Here is a 12,342-nt window from a genome sequence, read left to right as displayed (position 1 = left end):
GACCGATACCGCACCTTGTACGCGTGCGGGCACTTCGACCACCGCGACCGCGGATGCTCACACTCCTTGAAAAACGAACCCATCCCACGAACCAACGAAACCGTCAATGATCGACTTTCTGCCCAACTGTCACGCTTCACATAATTCTGCGTGTCAGTATCCGCTGCACCAGCAGCGGCCCTTCAGGCGTAACAACGGATACGCCCTAAACACCCATTATTCGCTGCTGCTTCACCCAGGCTTCAACCTCTGACACCTTGAAACGGATCTTGGAATTCACCCCTATTCCAAACCTGTACATCACCAATCCCGAGCGGGCAGCATTCTTGTACAGCCAGGAAACGGACACGTTCAAATAATCGGCGGTTTCCTTGACATTCATGAACCGGTCAGACACACTCACGCCCAAATCTCCTCCACCACTTCTGCCTGTAGCCGCGCAGGCACCTCGAAATCCACACCCGGGATCTGATGCCTCATCGCTGGCTCTGCAACCAATAGTCCGGAGCATCGCCGGTTTGCCCAACCGGCAATCGTCGGCTATGTTCCGCTCACGCCAGACGTCTGCAGCAGCCTTCTAGGGCCTGCTCACCTACCAGATAGCCCTCAACCCGAGCCGTCCAACATCGTTTCGACTCAACGGAAAGTCGATCTTGTCGAGAACCGCCTGGTGGGTGGACAGCACGGCGGCGAACCCACTGCAGAGGCGGGCTGGTCTACCCCTCCGAAGCGCGCTACCCTCAGCGGGCGCGGGCACGGCCGATACCCTGCCCGCATGATTCGCGCAGTGATCTTCGATGTCGGCGAGACGCTCGTACGGGATGACCGGCACTGGGCAGCCTGGGCCGACTGGCTCAACACCCCCCGACACACTGTGTCAGCGCTCGTCGGCGCTGTCGTCGCTCAGGGACGCGACAACGCTGATGCCCTCCGCCTCATTCGGCCCGGCATCGACGTCGCCGCCGAGTACGCGGCCCGCGATGCAGCCGGCCACGGCGAGGTCCTCGACGAGACAGACTTGTACGACGACGTACGCCCGGCGCTCTCCGAACTACGCGACCTCGGCCTACGGGTCGTCGTCGCCGGGAATCAAACCGCCCGTGCGGGTGAACTGCTCCGTGCCCTAAACCTTCCGGCTGACCTGGTCGTCACATCCGGCGAGTGGGGTGTGGCCAAGCCTGCCCCGGAGTTCTTCCGTAAGGCGGTCGAGGCGGCACAGGCGGCACCCGCCGAGACGCTGTACGTCGGTGACCATCCGTCCAACGACGTCACCCCGGCCGCCGCAGCTGGACTCCGCACGGCGCATCTTCGACGCGGCCCGTGGGGCAAGTTGTGGGCCGACAGTCCAGAGGTGACCGAGGTCGCCGACTGGAGAATCAGTACTCTCGCCGACCTGCCCTCTCTGTTGGCTATGTAGCAGTTCCAAGGGCCGTTACCTCTCGGAAAGCGCATACAACTGGGTACGGTGCGTGTATGCCCATCGCCAGTAGGCGCGACGTCGGCCAACACATCGCGACTATCCGCCGCGCACGCCGGATGACGCAGGCCGATCTCGCCCGAGCCGCCTACGTCTCGCTCGCCACCGTGAAGGGAATCGAGCGGGGCGCCCGCTCGCCGAGCGACGACACCCTCGACTCGATTGCCGCAGCGCTCAACGTCGACCCGAGCCGCATCGTCGTAGGCAGCACCCGCACCGACAGCCGCGTGCACGCAGTCCTGCCCAACATCTCTGCAGCCATTGCCACCTACGACATTGTTGCCGACACCACGCCCCGCCCACTCGACGAACTCCGCGAGGACATCGGCAAGCTCGTGCAGTGGCGTCTCGCCGCTCAGTACGCCCGCATCGCCGAGCACGCCCCCCATCTGCTCACCGAGTCGCTCGCGGCGCTCCACCACACGGGCGGGGCAGAGCAGCTCCGCTCCGCGCACCTCCTTGCCACCGCTGCGCGCTCCGCAGACGCCGTGGCGTATAAGTTCGGTGCCCTCGATCTGTCCGCGCGACTGGTGGAACTCATGCGGTGGGCGGCCGACCTAACCGAGGACCGCGTCGTGCAAGCCTCTGCGGCCTACGTGCGCACCGAGACGTTCTTCGCCGCGCGGGCCCACGCTCAAGGGCTACGGGCGTTGGAGCAGGCCATCGACGCGAGTCCGTACCCGCTCGGCACAGCGTCAACCGCTGCCCGCGGCGCCCTGCACATGCGCGCCGCCGTCATCGCCGGCCGAAGCGGAGACGCGGACGCCGTTGCCCTCCACCTCGACGAAGCCCGGATGCTCGGCGACAAGGTGCCAGAAGCCGCCTACGACGGCACGCAGTTCGGTCCGGAGTCAGTCCGCGCGCACGAAGTCTCTGTGGCCGTCAGCCTCGGGCAAGAGCACCTGCAGCGGGCTCTCGACATCGCCGACGAGTGGACGCCGCCTGACAGCCTGCCCGAGGAGCGGCAATCCGGCTTCTGGATCGAACTCGCCCGCGCGCAAGTGTGGGCCGGCCGCGCGGACGACGCCTTCGAGTCGCTGAAGGTCGCCCGTTTCATCGCCTCGCAGCACACACGGGAACATCCGTGGGCTCGTGAAGCTGCCTCGACGATCCGCCGGCTTAAGCGGGCGGACGCGGAATCGCTGACGAGTTTCGCCGAGTGGATCGGCGCAGTTTGAAGGGGATACACGGTGTATCCCTTGCACCCCATATATCAGTCCATGCTCTGTCTGTCCCTATCGATGAGGCAGATCGGAGGCGAGGATGCAGAGGGGCATCGGCAAGTTACTGCAGGTCGAGGGGCCGGTGAGCACTGCGCGGCTGCACGGCCGGGCGTGCTGGTACTGCGGCGCCGTAGCACGAGGGCTGTCAATAGTCGGACGCGTGCAATTGTCGGCCGGGGCTCGTGTGTGGACGGTCGTCTCGTGCGGCTGCCACGCGAAGATGGGGGCGGCGTGATGTGTAGGACGCATCAGCCCGTCGACGCAGACGAGATCTCCCAGCTGATCGCCGCAGCCCTCGGCGCTACCGGCGTCCTCCCGCCCATGTCCCGGCTCGAAGAGCTCAACAGGGTGCTGCGAGCCGAGGTTGCGCGGCTCGCACCGCTTGTCCATCGACAGGCAGACGATGAGCCGCTGCAGTCCCGCGCCTGGTACAGGCTCATCCAGACCGCCGAACGGGCCCAAGGCACCCTGAACTTTCAGATAGGCACAGCCCCACTATCCGGCGCGATCCACGTCGCTGAACTCGCCCGCCGCGTGCAGGAACTGCGCGGGGTTGTGGTGGTGGGTCAGTGATCCGACCGCTGCCACGAGGGCATCGTTGGCGAACCCCCTGTGATCGCGGCCGGCTCGCCTACCGGCACCGTCCTCAACCAGCATGCGCAACTTCATCGTGCAGGCCTGCGGTGCCTCGGCAGACTGCTCGCGTTGCCTGGACACGGCCACGTACCCCCACCCACCGGGCCGTGGACGGTCGACACAAGCCCACCGGGATGAACGGCGTGGCCGGCAACGAAGACAGCTTGCTTCGCACCTTGGGCGCTTCCCCCAAGCGTTCAACCACAGGGGCCTGATCCGGCGCACCCTGCTCCACCGAACTCGGCATTCGGTTATAGGGAATGACATATGGGTTCTCGACTTGATCGAAGCCCGGTCCTGCGAGTGGGGTGCAAGCAAGGACGGCTGGATTACTTGGTGAGCTTGCACATTTTCGGAAAGAGGCGCCAATGAACGCTCATGCGAGCAACGCGTGGCTACAGCCAGTCGACTTAAGGGCGTTCCGAGGCATTCAGCCAATAGGTGGCCAGCATCTCGGTCGGCCAGGTTGGCTGATGAACTGGACCGCGGGGCCCCATTTGTGTGAAGTACGGCGCTACATCAAGGACGGGAGAGCCGACGACAGCATCCAAGTCCGTGACGACGAGGTCCCGGCCATCCACCTTGATCAACCGCGGGTAGCTGATCGCAAGTTGATTGGGACGCCGGTGGTTGCGGTGGACGAACGTACCGGTCGCCGGCCAGATCGGGTTCCCGCGAGGGCTGCGCGCGTGGAGCTGAACGTCTTCGGGACGCGCCAGATGGAAATGCCAGGTTACCGTCAGATGAGAGAACTCTTCGATCCCCTGCAGCGTTTCGAGCGGGAAGGCATCGTTCAGTCGAATGATCGACTCAATCCCGCCTTGGTAGTCGTCCTGGACGCGAGTGTGCCCCTCGATGACCGTTGCGATCGATTCGATCTCGTACCTTGCCATCAGTGCTCGTTCCTCTCCCGTGGAGTCGCGTGTGCGGCAGCCGCCGGCCGCGGTCCTGCCCTGTGGTCAGCCTATGGCGCGCAGCATTTCCCGTGCCCGTCGGTCCAGTTCAGCGACGTGGCGGCCTCCGCGTTGCCGGACGGGCGACAGGTCGCTCTGCATGCGGACGATGACGTCGCGGGCGCGGCCGGACTGTACGCCGGCCATGGCATCGAGAGCCTGTCCCCAAGTGCCGCATGCCTCGTCGAGACGTCCTTGCTGGACCTGGACGGCGCCCAGGTAGCCGAGGGTCACGCTGTGGGTGCGGGCGTACTGCTGCCGCCGTCGGGTGCGGACGCTGCGCTGGAAGTGGATCTCTGCTTCGACTGGGTTGCCCAGGTCGCGCAGGGCGCAGGCAGTTTCGTGGGCGAGGGAGGCTTCCTGGAAGAAGCCGACGCGGTCGGGGCCGCCCTCGTTGTCGGCGCGGCCGAGGTCCCGCTCTGCTCGGCTGATGGCAGCGAGGGTGCCGGGGCGGTCGCCGTCGGCGGCCAGGGCTCGGGCGTGGACGATGGAGAGCAGAGCCTTCTCGCGCGAGCTGGCCTGGCCGTAGTGAGTGCGGGCCATGGAGGCGTCGGCCAGATCCAGGGCCCTGCGTGGGTGCCCGAGGTCGACTGCCTGATGGGCGAGGGCACGCAGGATGTGGCCGCCCAGCGGTCCGTCTCCGGCTTCAGCCGCTATGCGCGCGGCGAGGGTGAGGTAGCGCTGGGCGGTGCGGTGCTCGGAGGCGTCGAACGCCATCCAGCCGGCGATGTAGGTCATCTCTGCGACGGCCGAGTACGTGTCCCGGCGGTGCCGTTCCGTTCGAAACCTGCTGCCCAGCAGTGGCACCGCTTCGTCGCGAAGGTGGCCGGCCAGAGCCGAGCGCCCCGAGGCTCCACCACGCTGCTGGTCCCGCGCGGAGTAGAAGGCTGTCAGGTTGCGGACGTCATCGATGTCGGCCTGGGTCACCAGCCGTGGGGAGACTGCTGGCCGCGATGCTGCAGCGGCTGGGGCGGTTGTCCACCACGAACTCGCGGGCAGAGTGAGGCCGGCGGCCGAGTACGCGGCGGTCGCCAGCAGCTTGCGTCGGTGCATGTCCAGGTCGTCGCTTCCCAGCTCGGCCAGCACGGTCAGAGGGTCGACGCTCCAGTCGGAACTGCTGTCGGGCGAGCCTGTCGGTCCGTCTTCCAGCCCGAGGTCAGCGAGGGTGAGGCGGCGGCTGAGCCTGCGGGACAGCGTCTCACGCAGGATATGGGGCGCTCGTCCGCTGGGCTTGGTGCCCTGGACCCACATGGCGATGTGCGAGCGCGAGATGGCCTCCAATTCGCGTGCACCGCTCTCCGCGGCGACACGAGCGACGGCGGCGGCTGCTTGGGGCTGGGACCAGCCCGCTTCGCGCAGGAGTGCGGCGAGGGCGACGTTTCGCTCACGGGCCATGGGCTACCCCTCGGGTCCGAAATGATCTTTGACGCCTTTGACGGCCTTGAGGGCCGCGCAGGCATACCCCTCAGCGGGGATTCGCGGTTCGCTCAACGTAGCGGCCGGATCACTCACCTTGCACGCCGACCGACTGCGGTGCACGGCGTTTCTCACCCAACTTGGCCTGATCTACATAGGAGTTGTGTCATGCGTCTCTCGCTGGCCCCTCGCCGGGCGTTGTACCAACGCAGTGGTCAGGACCGGAGAGTCCTCGGTGAGCCGGGTGCCGGGCGTGACCAAGCGGTGTCCGCGACGGAGACGGTGACGCTCGTGCTGGGCGAGGACTCGCCGGTGCCTGAGACCGCCGCCGATGTGGAGGACCTCGTCCTGCAACTGCGAGGGCACGTCAACCAGCTCGGATCCCTGATGCCTTCGCAAGAGCCGGCTTTGCTCCGTGCGCAGCAACTCTGCTCGGACGGGCTCCCGGAGGGCTACCTGCCCAGCCGGGTGCACCTCGTCAGACTCGCCGAGGCAACGCAGGAACTCATCGCGAAGATCCGGCTGGACGACGTCGGAGCGAGTCGACCGGCACGGAGGTTGGCTCGATGGAAGCCGCAGATCAACGTGCTGCGCGGTGCGGTCTTCGCTGTCGCCCTCACCTGCCTGGTGTGGGCCGCTTCGGCGCCCCGGACATGACCCTCACCGGAGCGCTCCTCATCGGACTGATCCTCGTCCCGATGGCGTGGCTGGTTTGCCGAGGACTCGTGCGACTGGCCTCGATCGCGCAGACAGGACCTCTACACCACCCCCGAGCGAGCCTGCGTCCCCGCAGTGACCGCTGACTCCTTGACTCCCGGCCTGTCCCCGGCCGCTTCGGCGGCCCCGATAACACCCGCTAGACCAGCGGGGCTTAACGGAGATCCCCACACGATGAAACGCCTTCCGCGTATCGAGCAGTACGGCCTGATCGGCGACATGCAGACCAGCGCCCACGTCTGTGACGACGGTTCGATGGACTGGCTATGCCTGCCCCGCTTCGACTCACCGGCCGCGTTCGCCGGCCTGCTCGGCACACAGAAGCACGGCACCTGGCAGATTGCCCCGGCCTCGTCCGCAGGCCGGTCAGGCTCCGGAAGAGTGGCTGAGCGCCGGTACCGCAGTGACTCACTCGTTCTCGAATCGCTGTGGCGTACCCCGACTGGTTCGGTCCGGGTCCTGGATTTCATGCCGCCGCGCGACGGGGCCCCGCAGGTGATCCGGATCGCTGAGGGCCTGACTGGCGAAGTGGAGATGGTCTCGGCCATGCGTCCTCGGCCGGGGTACGGCAGCGTCAGCCCGTGGATCCACGAGTGCGGTGGGCGCATGGTCGCGGAGGCCGGCGCGGACGCTCTGTGGCTCGACACCTGCGTCCCGCAGGTGGAGAAGGACGGCGTCGTCGTCAGCGCCTTCACCATCGCCGCCGACCAGAGTGTGGCGTTCGTGCTCAGCTGGTGCCCGTCCCATGCAGCCGCGCCCGACGTACCCGACCCGGAGGCCGCGCTCGCCGAGACGCTCGCCTTCTGGCAGGACTGGACACAGGAGTGCACCTACGACGGGCCGTATCGCGAGGCCGTGGTCCGGTCCTCGATCGCGCTGAAGGCCATGACCTACGGGCCGAGCGGCGGGATCGTGGCGGCGCCGACCACCTCGCTGCCGGAGGAGATCGGCGGCGACCGGAACTGGGACTACCGCTTCACCTGGCTGCGCGACGCCGCCACGACGCTTGCCGCGCTGCTGGGGACCGGATACCGGCAGGAGGCACAGGCATGGCGGCGATGGCTGCTGCGCGCTGTGGCCGGGGACCCGGAGAACCTGCAGATCATGTACGGGATCACCGGGGAGCGTGACCTGCGGGAGCGGGAGCTTCCCTGGCTTCCCGGGTACGAGGGATCGGCTCCGGTACGGGTCGGGAACGGGGCTGCGCACCAGCTGCAGCTGGACGTGTACGGCGAGGTGATCGACACCCTGTACCTCGCGCACGGGAGCGGAGTCGCCCACTGCGCCGACACCGCGGTCCTGCACCAGCGGCTCATCGAGCACCTGGTCCAGCGCTGGCGGGAGCCCGACGAGGGCATCTGGGAGATCCGCGGGGCCCGCCGGCATTTCGTCCATTCCAAGGTGATGGCCTGGGTGGCGGTCGACCGCACCATCCGCCTGGTCGAGGCCGGCGCCCTCAACATCGACGTGGCCCCGCTGGTCGAGCTGCGGGCGGCGATCCACCGGGAGGTCTGTGACAAGGGCTTCGACCCGGTGCGGAATACCTTCACCCAGTCCTACGGCTCGCAGGAACTGGACGCCGCCACGCTGCTCATCCCTCGCACCGGCTTTCTGCCGCCCGACGACCCGCGCGTCATCGGCACCGTGGATGCGGTCCGTCGTGAACTCTCCACGGACGACGGGCTCGTGTACCGGTACCCGACCTGCGGTGAGGACGTCGGGGTGGACGGCTTGGCCGGCGACGAGGGGGCCTTCTTCCTGTGCAACTTCTGGCTCGTCGACGGCCTCGCCCTGACCGGCCGCCTCGATGAGGCGCGCGCCTTGTTCGAACGCCTCCTGGCTCTGCGCAACGACCTCGGGCTCCTGGCGGAGGAGTACGACCCCGTCCAGCAGCGCCAGCTCGGCAACTTCCCGCAGGCGTTCAGCCACATGGGCCTGATCCAGAGCGCCCTGCTCCTTCAGCAGATGGCGACGCAGTCCTCCCCCCGCCACGCCGCGCTCGCGGTTCCAGCGCCCCGCTCGAGCTCCCGCAGCACGCGCCAGTCCACCGCAGACCTGACGCCGCAGCACGCGTAGCCATCCCACCCCTGACGAGGATTCCCATGCCTGACAGCGCCTTCCCGGCACGGCCAGCCGCTACCGGCCACCGCAGACGGCGGCCCCCGGTCGACGCGACCACGCTGTACCTCGCCCGTCGCGCCGTGGCACTGCCCCTGGCACTCCTAGGCGCGCTGCTGCTCGCCGCTTTCGCCCTCCGGTCGGGGTCCGTCGTAGGCCCCGGCTGGGTCCTGGCCGGCCTGGTCTGCGGACTGGCGGCGGTCGTCGCGGTGGCGGCACACGGAACACGCACCATCGCCAGTGCCGTGCAGTCGGCAGTGGAGGAGTCCCAGGCAGCAGCGCTGACAGCGGTCACAGGGGCAGCGGCAGCCGTTGAGAAGTCAGTGCAGTGGTCGGCGGACGAGCTGTGCCGCGGAAAACGTCCAGCGTTGCCGGACCCGCAGACCGCGCAGTCGCCCACTCCGAACGCCGGGATCGACAACGCGCTGAGTGCCCTCCAGACGCAGGCCATCATGTCGCTGATCCGCGTGCACGACGAGTCCCAGTCCGTGGTCCTCCTGGAGGTGCTTCGCCGCCTGGCCATGCGCGAGCACGCCTTGGTCAGCAAGGCACTCCAGGCACTGAGCCGGCTGGAGATGCTGACCGACGACCCGGAGCTGCTGGCCAAGATCTTCGAGATCGATCACCTTGTGACGCGGATGCGCCGCCAGGTCGAGAGCACGGCGGTCCTGGGCGGGCAGTCCCTGCGCAGTGTGCGCCGGCCCGTTCCCGTCACGACGGCCCTGCGTGGCGCTGTCTCCGAGGTCGTGCAGTATCCGCGGGTGGCCGTCGCGGCCGGATCCGTGGGTGCCGAGCTGGGGTTGCCCGGCCATGTGGGGCCGGACCTGACGCACCTGCTGGCCGAGCTGATCGAGAACGCCTGCGAGTGCTCGGATCCAGCGACGCGGGTGATGGTGCGCGCGCAGCGGGTGCCACACGGGCTGGCCATCGAGGTCGAGGACCGCGCCATTCCCATGCACCCGCAGACGCGGGCACAGATGAACCACCTACTCAAAGCCCCGGACGAGGTCGACGTCAGCGGCCAGGTCCGGGCTGGACAGCTCGGCCTTCTGGTCGCCGCGAAGATCGCCCAGTCACACGGGTTGTCCGTCCTCCTGCAGGAGAACGCGACGGGAGGCACCACCGCTCTGGTCGTCATACCGGCACGGCTCCTGGTAGCAACGCCATCGGTCGAGGATGCGGGCGCGCCGCTGCCCCAGGAAGCCCGAACGTCCGGGCGGCAGCCGCAGCAGGTGGCCGCGGCTCCAGCCGCACCGGGGGCGAGTCAAGCCGCACGCCCGGGCGCCACTGGGGCGCCGACCGCAGAGGCAGGTCAATCGGCTGACGCGCCCGCTCTGCCGACGCGCACACGCCGGACGGAACCTTTCCGTCCACCGCACGAGCGGGAGCAAGCCCCCGTGGCCGCGGCGACGCCCGGGCTCGCAGCCGCCTTCCGTAACGGCCTCCAGGCCGGCGGCACCGCCGATCCCCCTCCCGCCTCGGCAGAACACCCCACCCCCTGACCCGTCCGTTCCCGGTGGCCCGGCACATCCACTGGCCCTTCCCTCTTCTGGAGCGATCCCTATGAGCACCCACCCCGCGATGAACAACATGACCGGCGACATGCCCGCATCCGCGACGACCACAAGCGGACAGCGGGACAGCATGGTCTGGCTGCTGCGTCAGTTCGCCTCCGAGACGCTGGGTGTCACGCACGCCGTGCTGATCTCGCGCGACGGACTGCGGCTGCTGGACAGTGACGTCGACAAGGACTGGGCGGACGAGCTGTCGGCCGCCTTCAGCGGGGTGGCCTCCCTCGCGACGAACATCACCGGTCCGCGCGGGAAGAAGAGGCCGGCGGGCCAGGTCATCATCGAGCGATCCGACTGCCTGTTCTTCGTCCAGAGCGCCGGGCGCAGCGCGGCCTTCGACAACCACCCCGGTAACGAACGCGGTGAGGTGGACACGATCCTCGCCGTCATCGCCACCCGGGACGCCGACGTGGGCACCGTCGGCTTTGAGATGGGGCGCCTGGTCCAGAAGTTCGCCCCGTACATGGTGATCCCCGTCCGTGGCGGCACGGGCGGAGAGGTCCGGTGACCACGTACGGCCGCGCGGCCGAAGAGTCGGCGTTCGTACGGACCTACGCCGTGACGCGCGGGCGTACCAAGCCGTGGCACCTGCTCGCTCTGGAAACCGCCCTGGAGGCCGGGCAGGGAAGGCCAGGCCCGGCGCAAGCCGAGGAGTGCGAGGAAATTCTCGCCCTGTGCCGGGAGCGCCGACGGTCGGTGGTCGAACTGGCGGGCCGCCTCGGCCGGCCCGTGACCGCCGTCAAAGTGCTCGTCTCCGACCTCCTGGACGCAGACGCCCTCGTCGTCCCCCTGACCCAGTCCTATGCCGATACCGGCGCAGGGTCCGGTCCGTCTACCCAAATGCTGGCAGCCGTTTCTGCCGGCTTGAAGAGGAAGTGGCCTGATGCCGTCGCCTATCCCCAGGCCGGATGACCCGACCACGGTTTCGCCGCACCCGCGGGCCGGTGCTCCGGCTGTGCTGAAGATCGTGATCGCCGGCGGTTTCGGCGCGGGAAAGACCACCGCCGTGGGCGCCGTCAGCGAGATCACGCCGCTGAGTACGGAGGAGTACCTGACCGAGGCGAGCGCGGACGTCGACAGCCTGGCGGGCGTCGAGGCGAAGGAGACCACGACGGTCGCCTTCGACTTCGGCCGACTGAGCCTGCCCGACGCGCCGATGCCTTTGGAGCTGTTCCTGTTCGGCACTCCAGGCCAGGACCGGTTCGTCGACCTCTGGTACGACCTCTCCCGCGGCGCCGTCGGCGCGGTCGTCCTGGTCGACACCCGCCGCTTGGAAAGCAGCTTCACCCCCGTCAGCTTCTTCGAGGACATCGGCCTGCCCTTCGTCGTCGCGGTCAACCAGTTCGACGGGGCGCACCGCTACCACCCCGAGCAGGTCCGCGCCGCTCTCGAACTCCCCGCTGCCGTGCCGGTGGTCACCTGCGACGCCCGCGACACGAATCACGTCGCCGGCGTTCTGCAGGCCCTCGTCGACCACGCCGTGAATTGCGCCGACACCACCAATCGCGCTGGTCACACCCCTTCTACCACCCTCCAGGACGCCTGATGCCACAGCACCCCAGCGACCCCTACCGCACGCCGCAGACTGCCCCGCCCGCCCGGTCCTTGCCTCGGCGCGACATGCGGGACACCAACCGTGGCCCGTTCACCCCGCCCGCCACCGCCCTCACCAGCCAGCGACCTCAGCAGTCGCTGGAGCTGGCTCAGCGTTACGAGCTGCTCAACCGCCTGAGCGTGCCCCCAGTGGCCAACGAGGACTTCGACGACCTGGCCCGCGACATGGCCACACAAGCCGGGTTCCTGTACGGGTTCGTCAACCTGTTCCTGGAGGAGCAGACCTTCGTCGGGCTGCACCAGCCGCCCGCAGACAGCGGGTTCGTGATCGTCGGCCGCACTATGAGCCGAGACCACGGCTGGTGCCCGGAAGTCATGGCCCGGAAAAGGGCCCTCCCGCTGCACGACGTGCACGCCAGCCCGCGCTTCAGCGGCAACGCGGTGGTCGACGCCGTCGGGATCCGCTCCTACTTCGGCGCCCCGCTGATTCACGACAGCGGCACGGTGCTGGGCACGGTGTGCGTCATCGACCCCGAGAAGCGACCGCTGGCGGAGGCACGCCGTCTGCGGGACATCGTCATCAACGCCAGTGCGCAGGTGATGGGCCACCTCACCCGCGCCCCCGTCCGCTAAGCCGTTCCACAACCCCCGCCCGGGAGCCGTAGGCGATCCCCGGC

The 12,342-nt window shown here is 68.3% G+C and carries 13 protein-coding genes; 10 read left to right on the top strand and 3 right to left on the bottom strand.

All coding sequences use genetic code 11. The features are described 5' to 3' along the window. Positions 1-205: 205 nt before the first annotated feature. A complete protein-coding gene (locus ACIQFU_RS12620) occupies positions 206-403 on the bottom strand; it encodes a helix-turn-helix transcriptional regulator (RefSeq protein WP_402550913.1) in 198 nt (65 codons plus the stop codon). A gap of 372 nt (positions 404-775) precedes the next feature. Between ACIQFU_RS12620 and ACIQFU_RS12615 the strand changes: the two genes are divergently transcribed. From ACIQFU_RS12615 to ACIQFU_RS12605, 3 genes are all read left to right on the top strand, one after another. Next, positions 776-1,417 (top strand): HAD family hydrolase, encoded by a 642-nt coding sequence (locus ACIQFU_RS12615; RefSeq protein ID WP_402550911.1) that lies wholly within the window; start codon positions 776-778, stop codon positions 1,415-1,417. Between the two features lie 56 nt (positions 1,418-1,473). Continuing rightward, a complete protein-coding gene (locus ACIQFU_RS12610) occupies positions 1,474-2,655 on the top strand; it encodes a helix-turn-helix domain-containing protein (RefSeq protein WP_402550909.1) in 1,182 nt (393 codons plus the stop codon). Between the two features lie 246 nt (positions 2,656-2,901). Next, entirely contained in the window at positions 2,902-3,273 is a 372-nt protein-coding gene (locus ACIQFU_RS12605; protein WP_402550908.1) for a DUF6415 family natural product biosynthesis protein, read from the top strand. Between the two features lie 473 nt (positions 3,274-3,746). On the opposite strand, the gene ACIQFU_RS12600 is transcribed toward ACIQFU_RS12605, so the two are convergent. Together ACIQFU_RS12600 and ACIQFU_RS12595 are read right to left on the bottom strand one after the other, a co-directional pair. Then, positions 3,747-4,229 (bottom strand): SAM-dependent methyltransferase, encoded by a 483-nt coding sequence (locus ACIQFU_RS12600; protein WP_402550906.1) that lies wholly within the window; start codon positions 4,227-4,229, stop codon positions 3,747-3,749. A 66-nt stretch (positions 4,230-4,295) separates the two neighbouring features. Then, on the bottom strand, positions 4,296-5,684 hold the full coding sequence (locus ACIQFU_RS12595) for a Tat pathway signal protein (protein WP_402550904.1): 1,389 nt from the start codon (positions 5,682-5,684) through the stop codon (positions 4,296-4,298). Between the two features lie 303 nt (positions 5,685-5,987). On the opposite strand from ACIQFU_RS12595, the gene ACIQFU_RS12590 reads away from it, so the two are divergent. From ACIQFU_RS12590 to ACIQFU_RS12560, 7 genes are all read left to right on the top strand, one after another. Then, complete coding sequence (locus tag ACIQFU_RS12590) at positions 5,988-6,362, top strand: DUF6415 family natural product biosynthesis protein (protein WP_402550903.1); 375 nt, start codon at positions 5,988-5,990, stop codon at positions 6,360-6,362. Between the two features lie 234 nt (positions 6,363-6,596). Further along, positions 6,597-8,498, top strand: a complete 1,902-nt coding sequence (locus tag ACIQFU_RS12585; protein ID WP_402550902.1) for a glycoside hydrolase family 15 protein — start codon at positions 6,597-6,599, stop codon at positions 8,496-8,498. A 26-nt stretch (positions 8,499-8,524) separates the two neighbouring features. After that, complete coding sequence (locus ACIQFU_RS12580) at positions 8,525-10,042, top strand: sensor histidine kinase (RefSeq protein ID WP_402550901.1); 1,518 nt, start codon at positions 8,525-8,527, stop codon at positions 10,040-10,042. 61 nt (positions 10,043-10,103) lie between these two features. Continuing rightward, positions 10,104-10,619, top strand: coding sequence for a roadblock/LC7 domain-containing protein (locus ACIQFU_RS12575; RefSeq protein ID WP_402550899.1), 516 nt, complete (start codon positions 10,104-10,106; stop codon positions 10,617-10,619). Further along, positions 10,616-11,023 (top strand): DUF742 domain-containing protein, encoded by a 408-nt coding sequence (locus tag ACIQFU_RS12570; RefSeq protein ID WP_402550897.1) that lies wholly within the window; start codon positions 10,616-10,618, stop codon positions 11,021-11,023. The genes ACIQFU_RS12575 and ACIQFU_RS12570 overlap by 4 nt, the downstream gene beginning before the upstream one ends. A gap of 43 nt (positions 11,024-11,066) precedes the next feature. After that, positions 11,067-11,657 carry a GTP-binding protein gene (locus tag ACIQFU_RS12565; RefSeq protein ID WP_402550896.1) on the top strand — a complete coding sequence of 197 codons (591 nt, stop codon included), beginning with the start codon at positions 11,067-11,069 and terminating at the stop codon, positions 11,655-11,657. After that, on the top strand, positions 11,657-12,298 hold the full coding sequence (locus tag ACIQFU_RS12560) for a GAF domain-containing protein (RefSeq protein WP_402550895.1): 642 nt from the start codon (positions 11,657-11,659) through the stop codon (positions 12,296-12,298). The genes ACIQFU_RS12565 and ACIQFU_RS12560 overlap by 1 nt, the downstream gene beginning before the upstream one ends. The last annotated feature ends 44 nt before the right edge of the window (positions 12,299-12,342 follow it).

This window comes from Streptomyces sp. NPDC093065 (assembly GCF_044754585.1).
In the GTDB taxonomy this organism is placed as follows: domain Bacteria; phylum Actinomycetota; class Actinomycetes; order Streptomycetales; family Streptomycetaceae; genus Streptomyces.
Note: the sequence above shows the minus strand (reverse complement) of the source record. Positions and strands in the feature narration are given on the sequence as shown.

Bases quoted from the DNA above. Each gene is read 5' to 3' on its own strand.
- ACIQFU_RS12615 (WP_402550911.1), top strand. From the start codon at position 776: ATGATTCGCGCAGTGATCTTCGATGTCGGCGAGACGCTCGTACGGGAT.
- ACIQFU_RS12610 (WP_402550909.1), top strand. From the start codon at position 1,474: ATGCCCATCGCCAGTAGGCGCGACGTCGGCCAACACATCGCGACTATC.
- ACIQFU_RS12600 (WP_402550906.1), bottom strand. From the start codon at position 4,229: ATGGCAAGGTACGAGATCGAATCGATCGCAACGGTCATCGAGGGGCAC.
- ACIQFU_RS12595 (WP_402550904.1), bottom strand. From the start codon at position 5,684: ATGGCCCGTGAGCGAAACGTCGCCCTCGCCGCACTCCTGCGCGAAGCG.
- ACIQFU_RS12585 (WP_402550902.1), top strand. From the start codon at position 6,597: ATGAAACGCCTTCCGCGTATCGAGCAGTACGGCCTGATCGGCGACATG.
- ACIQFU_RS12580 (WP_402550901.1), top strand. From the start codon at position 8,525: ATGCCTGACAGCGCCTTCCCGGCACGGCCAGCCGCTACCGGCCACCGC.
- ACIQFU_RS12575 (WP_402550899.1), top strand. From the start codon at position 10,104: ATGAGCACCCACCCCGCGATGAACAACATGACCGGCGACATGCCCGCA.
- ACIQFU_RS12560 (WP_402550895.1), top strand. From the start codon at position 11,657: ATGCCACAGCACCCCAGCGACCCCTACCGCACGCCGCAGACTGCCCCG.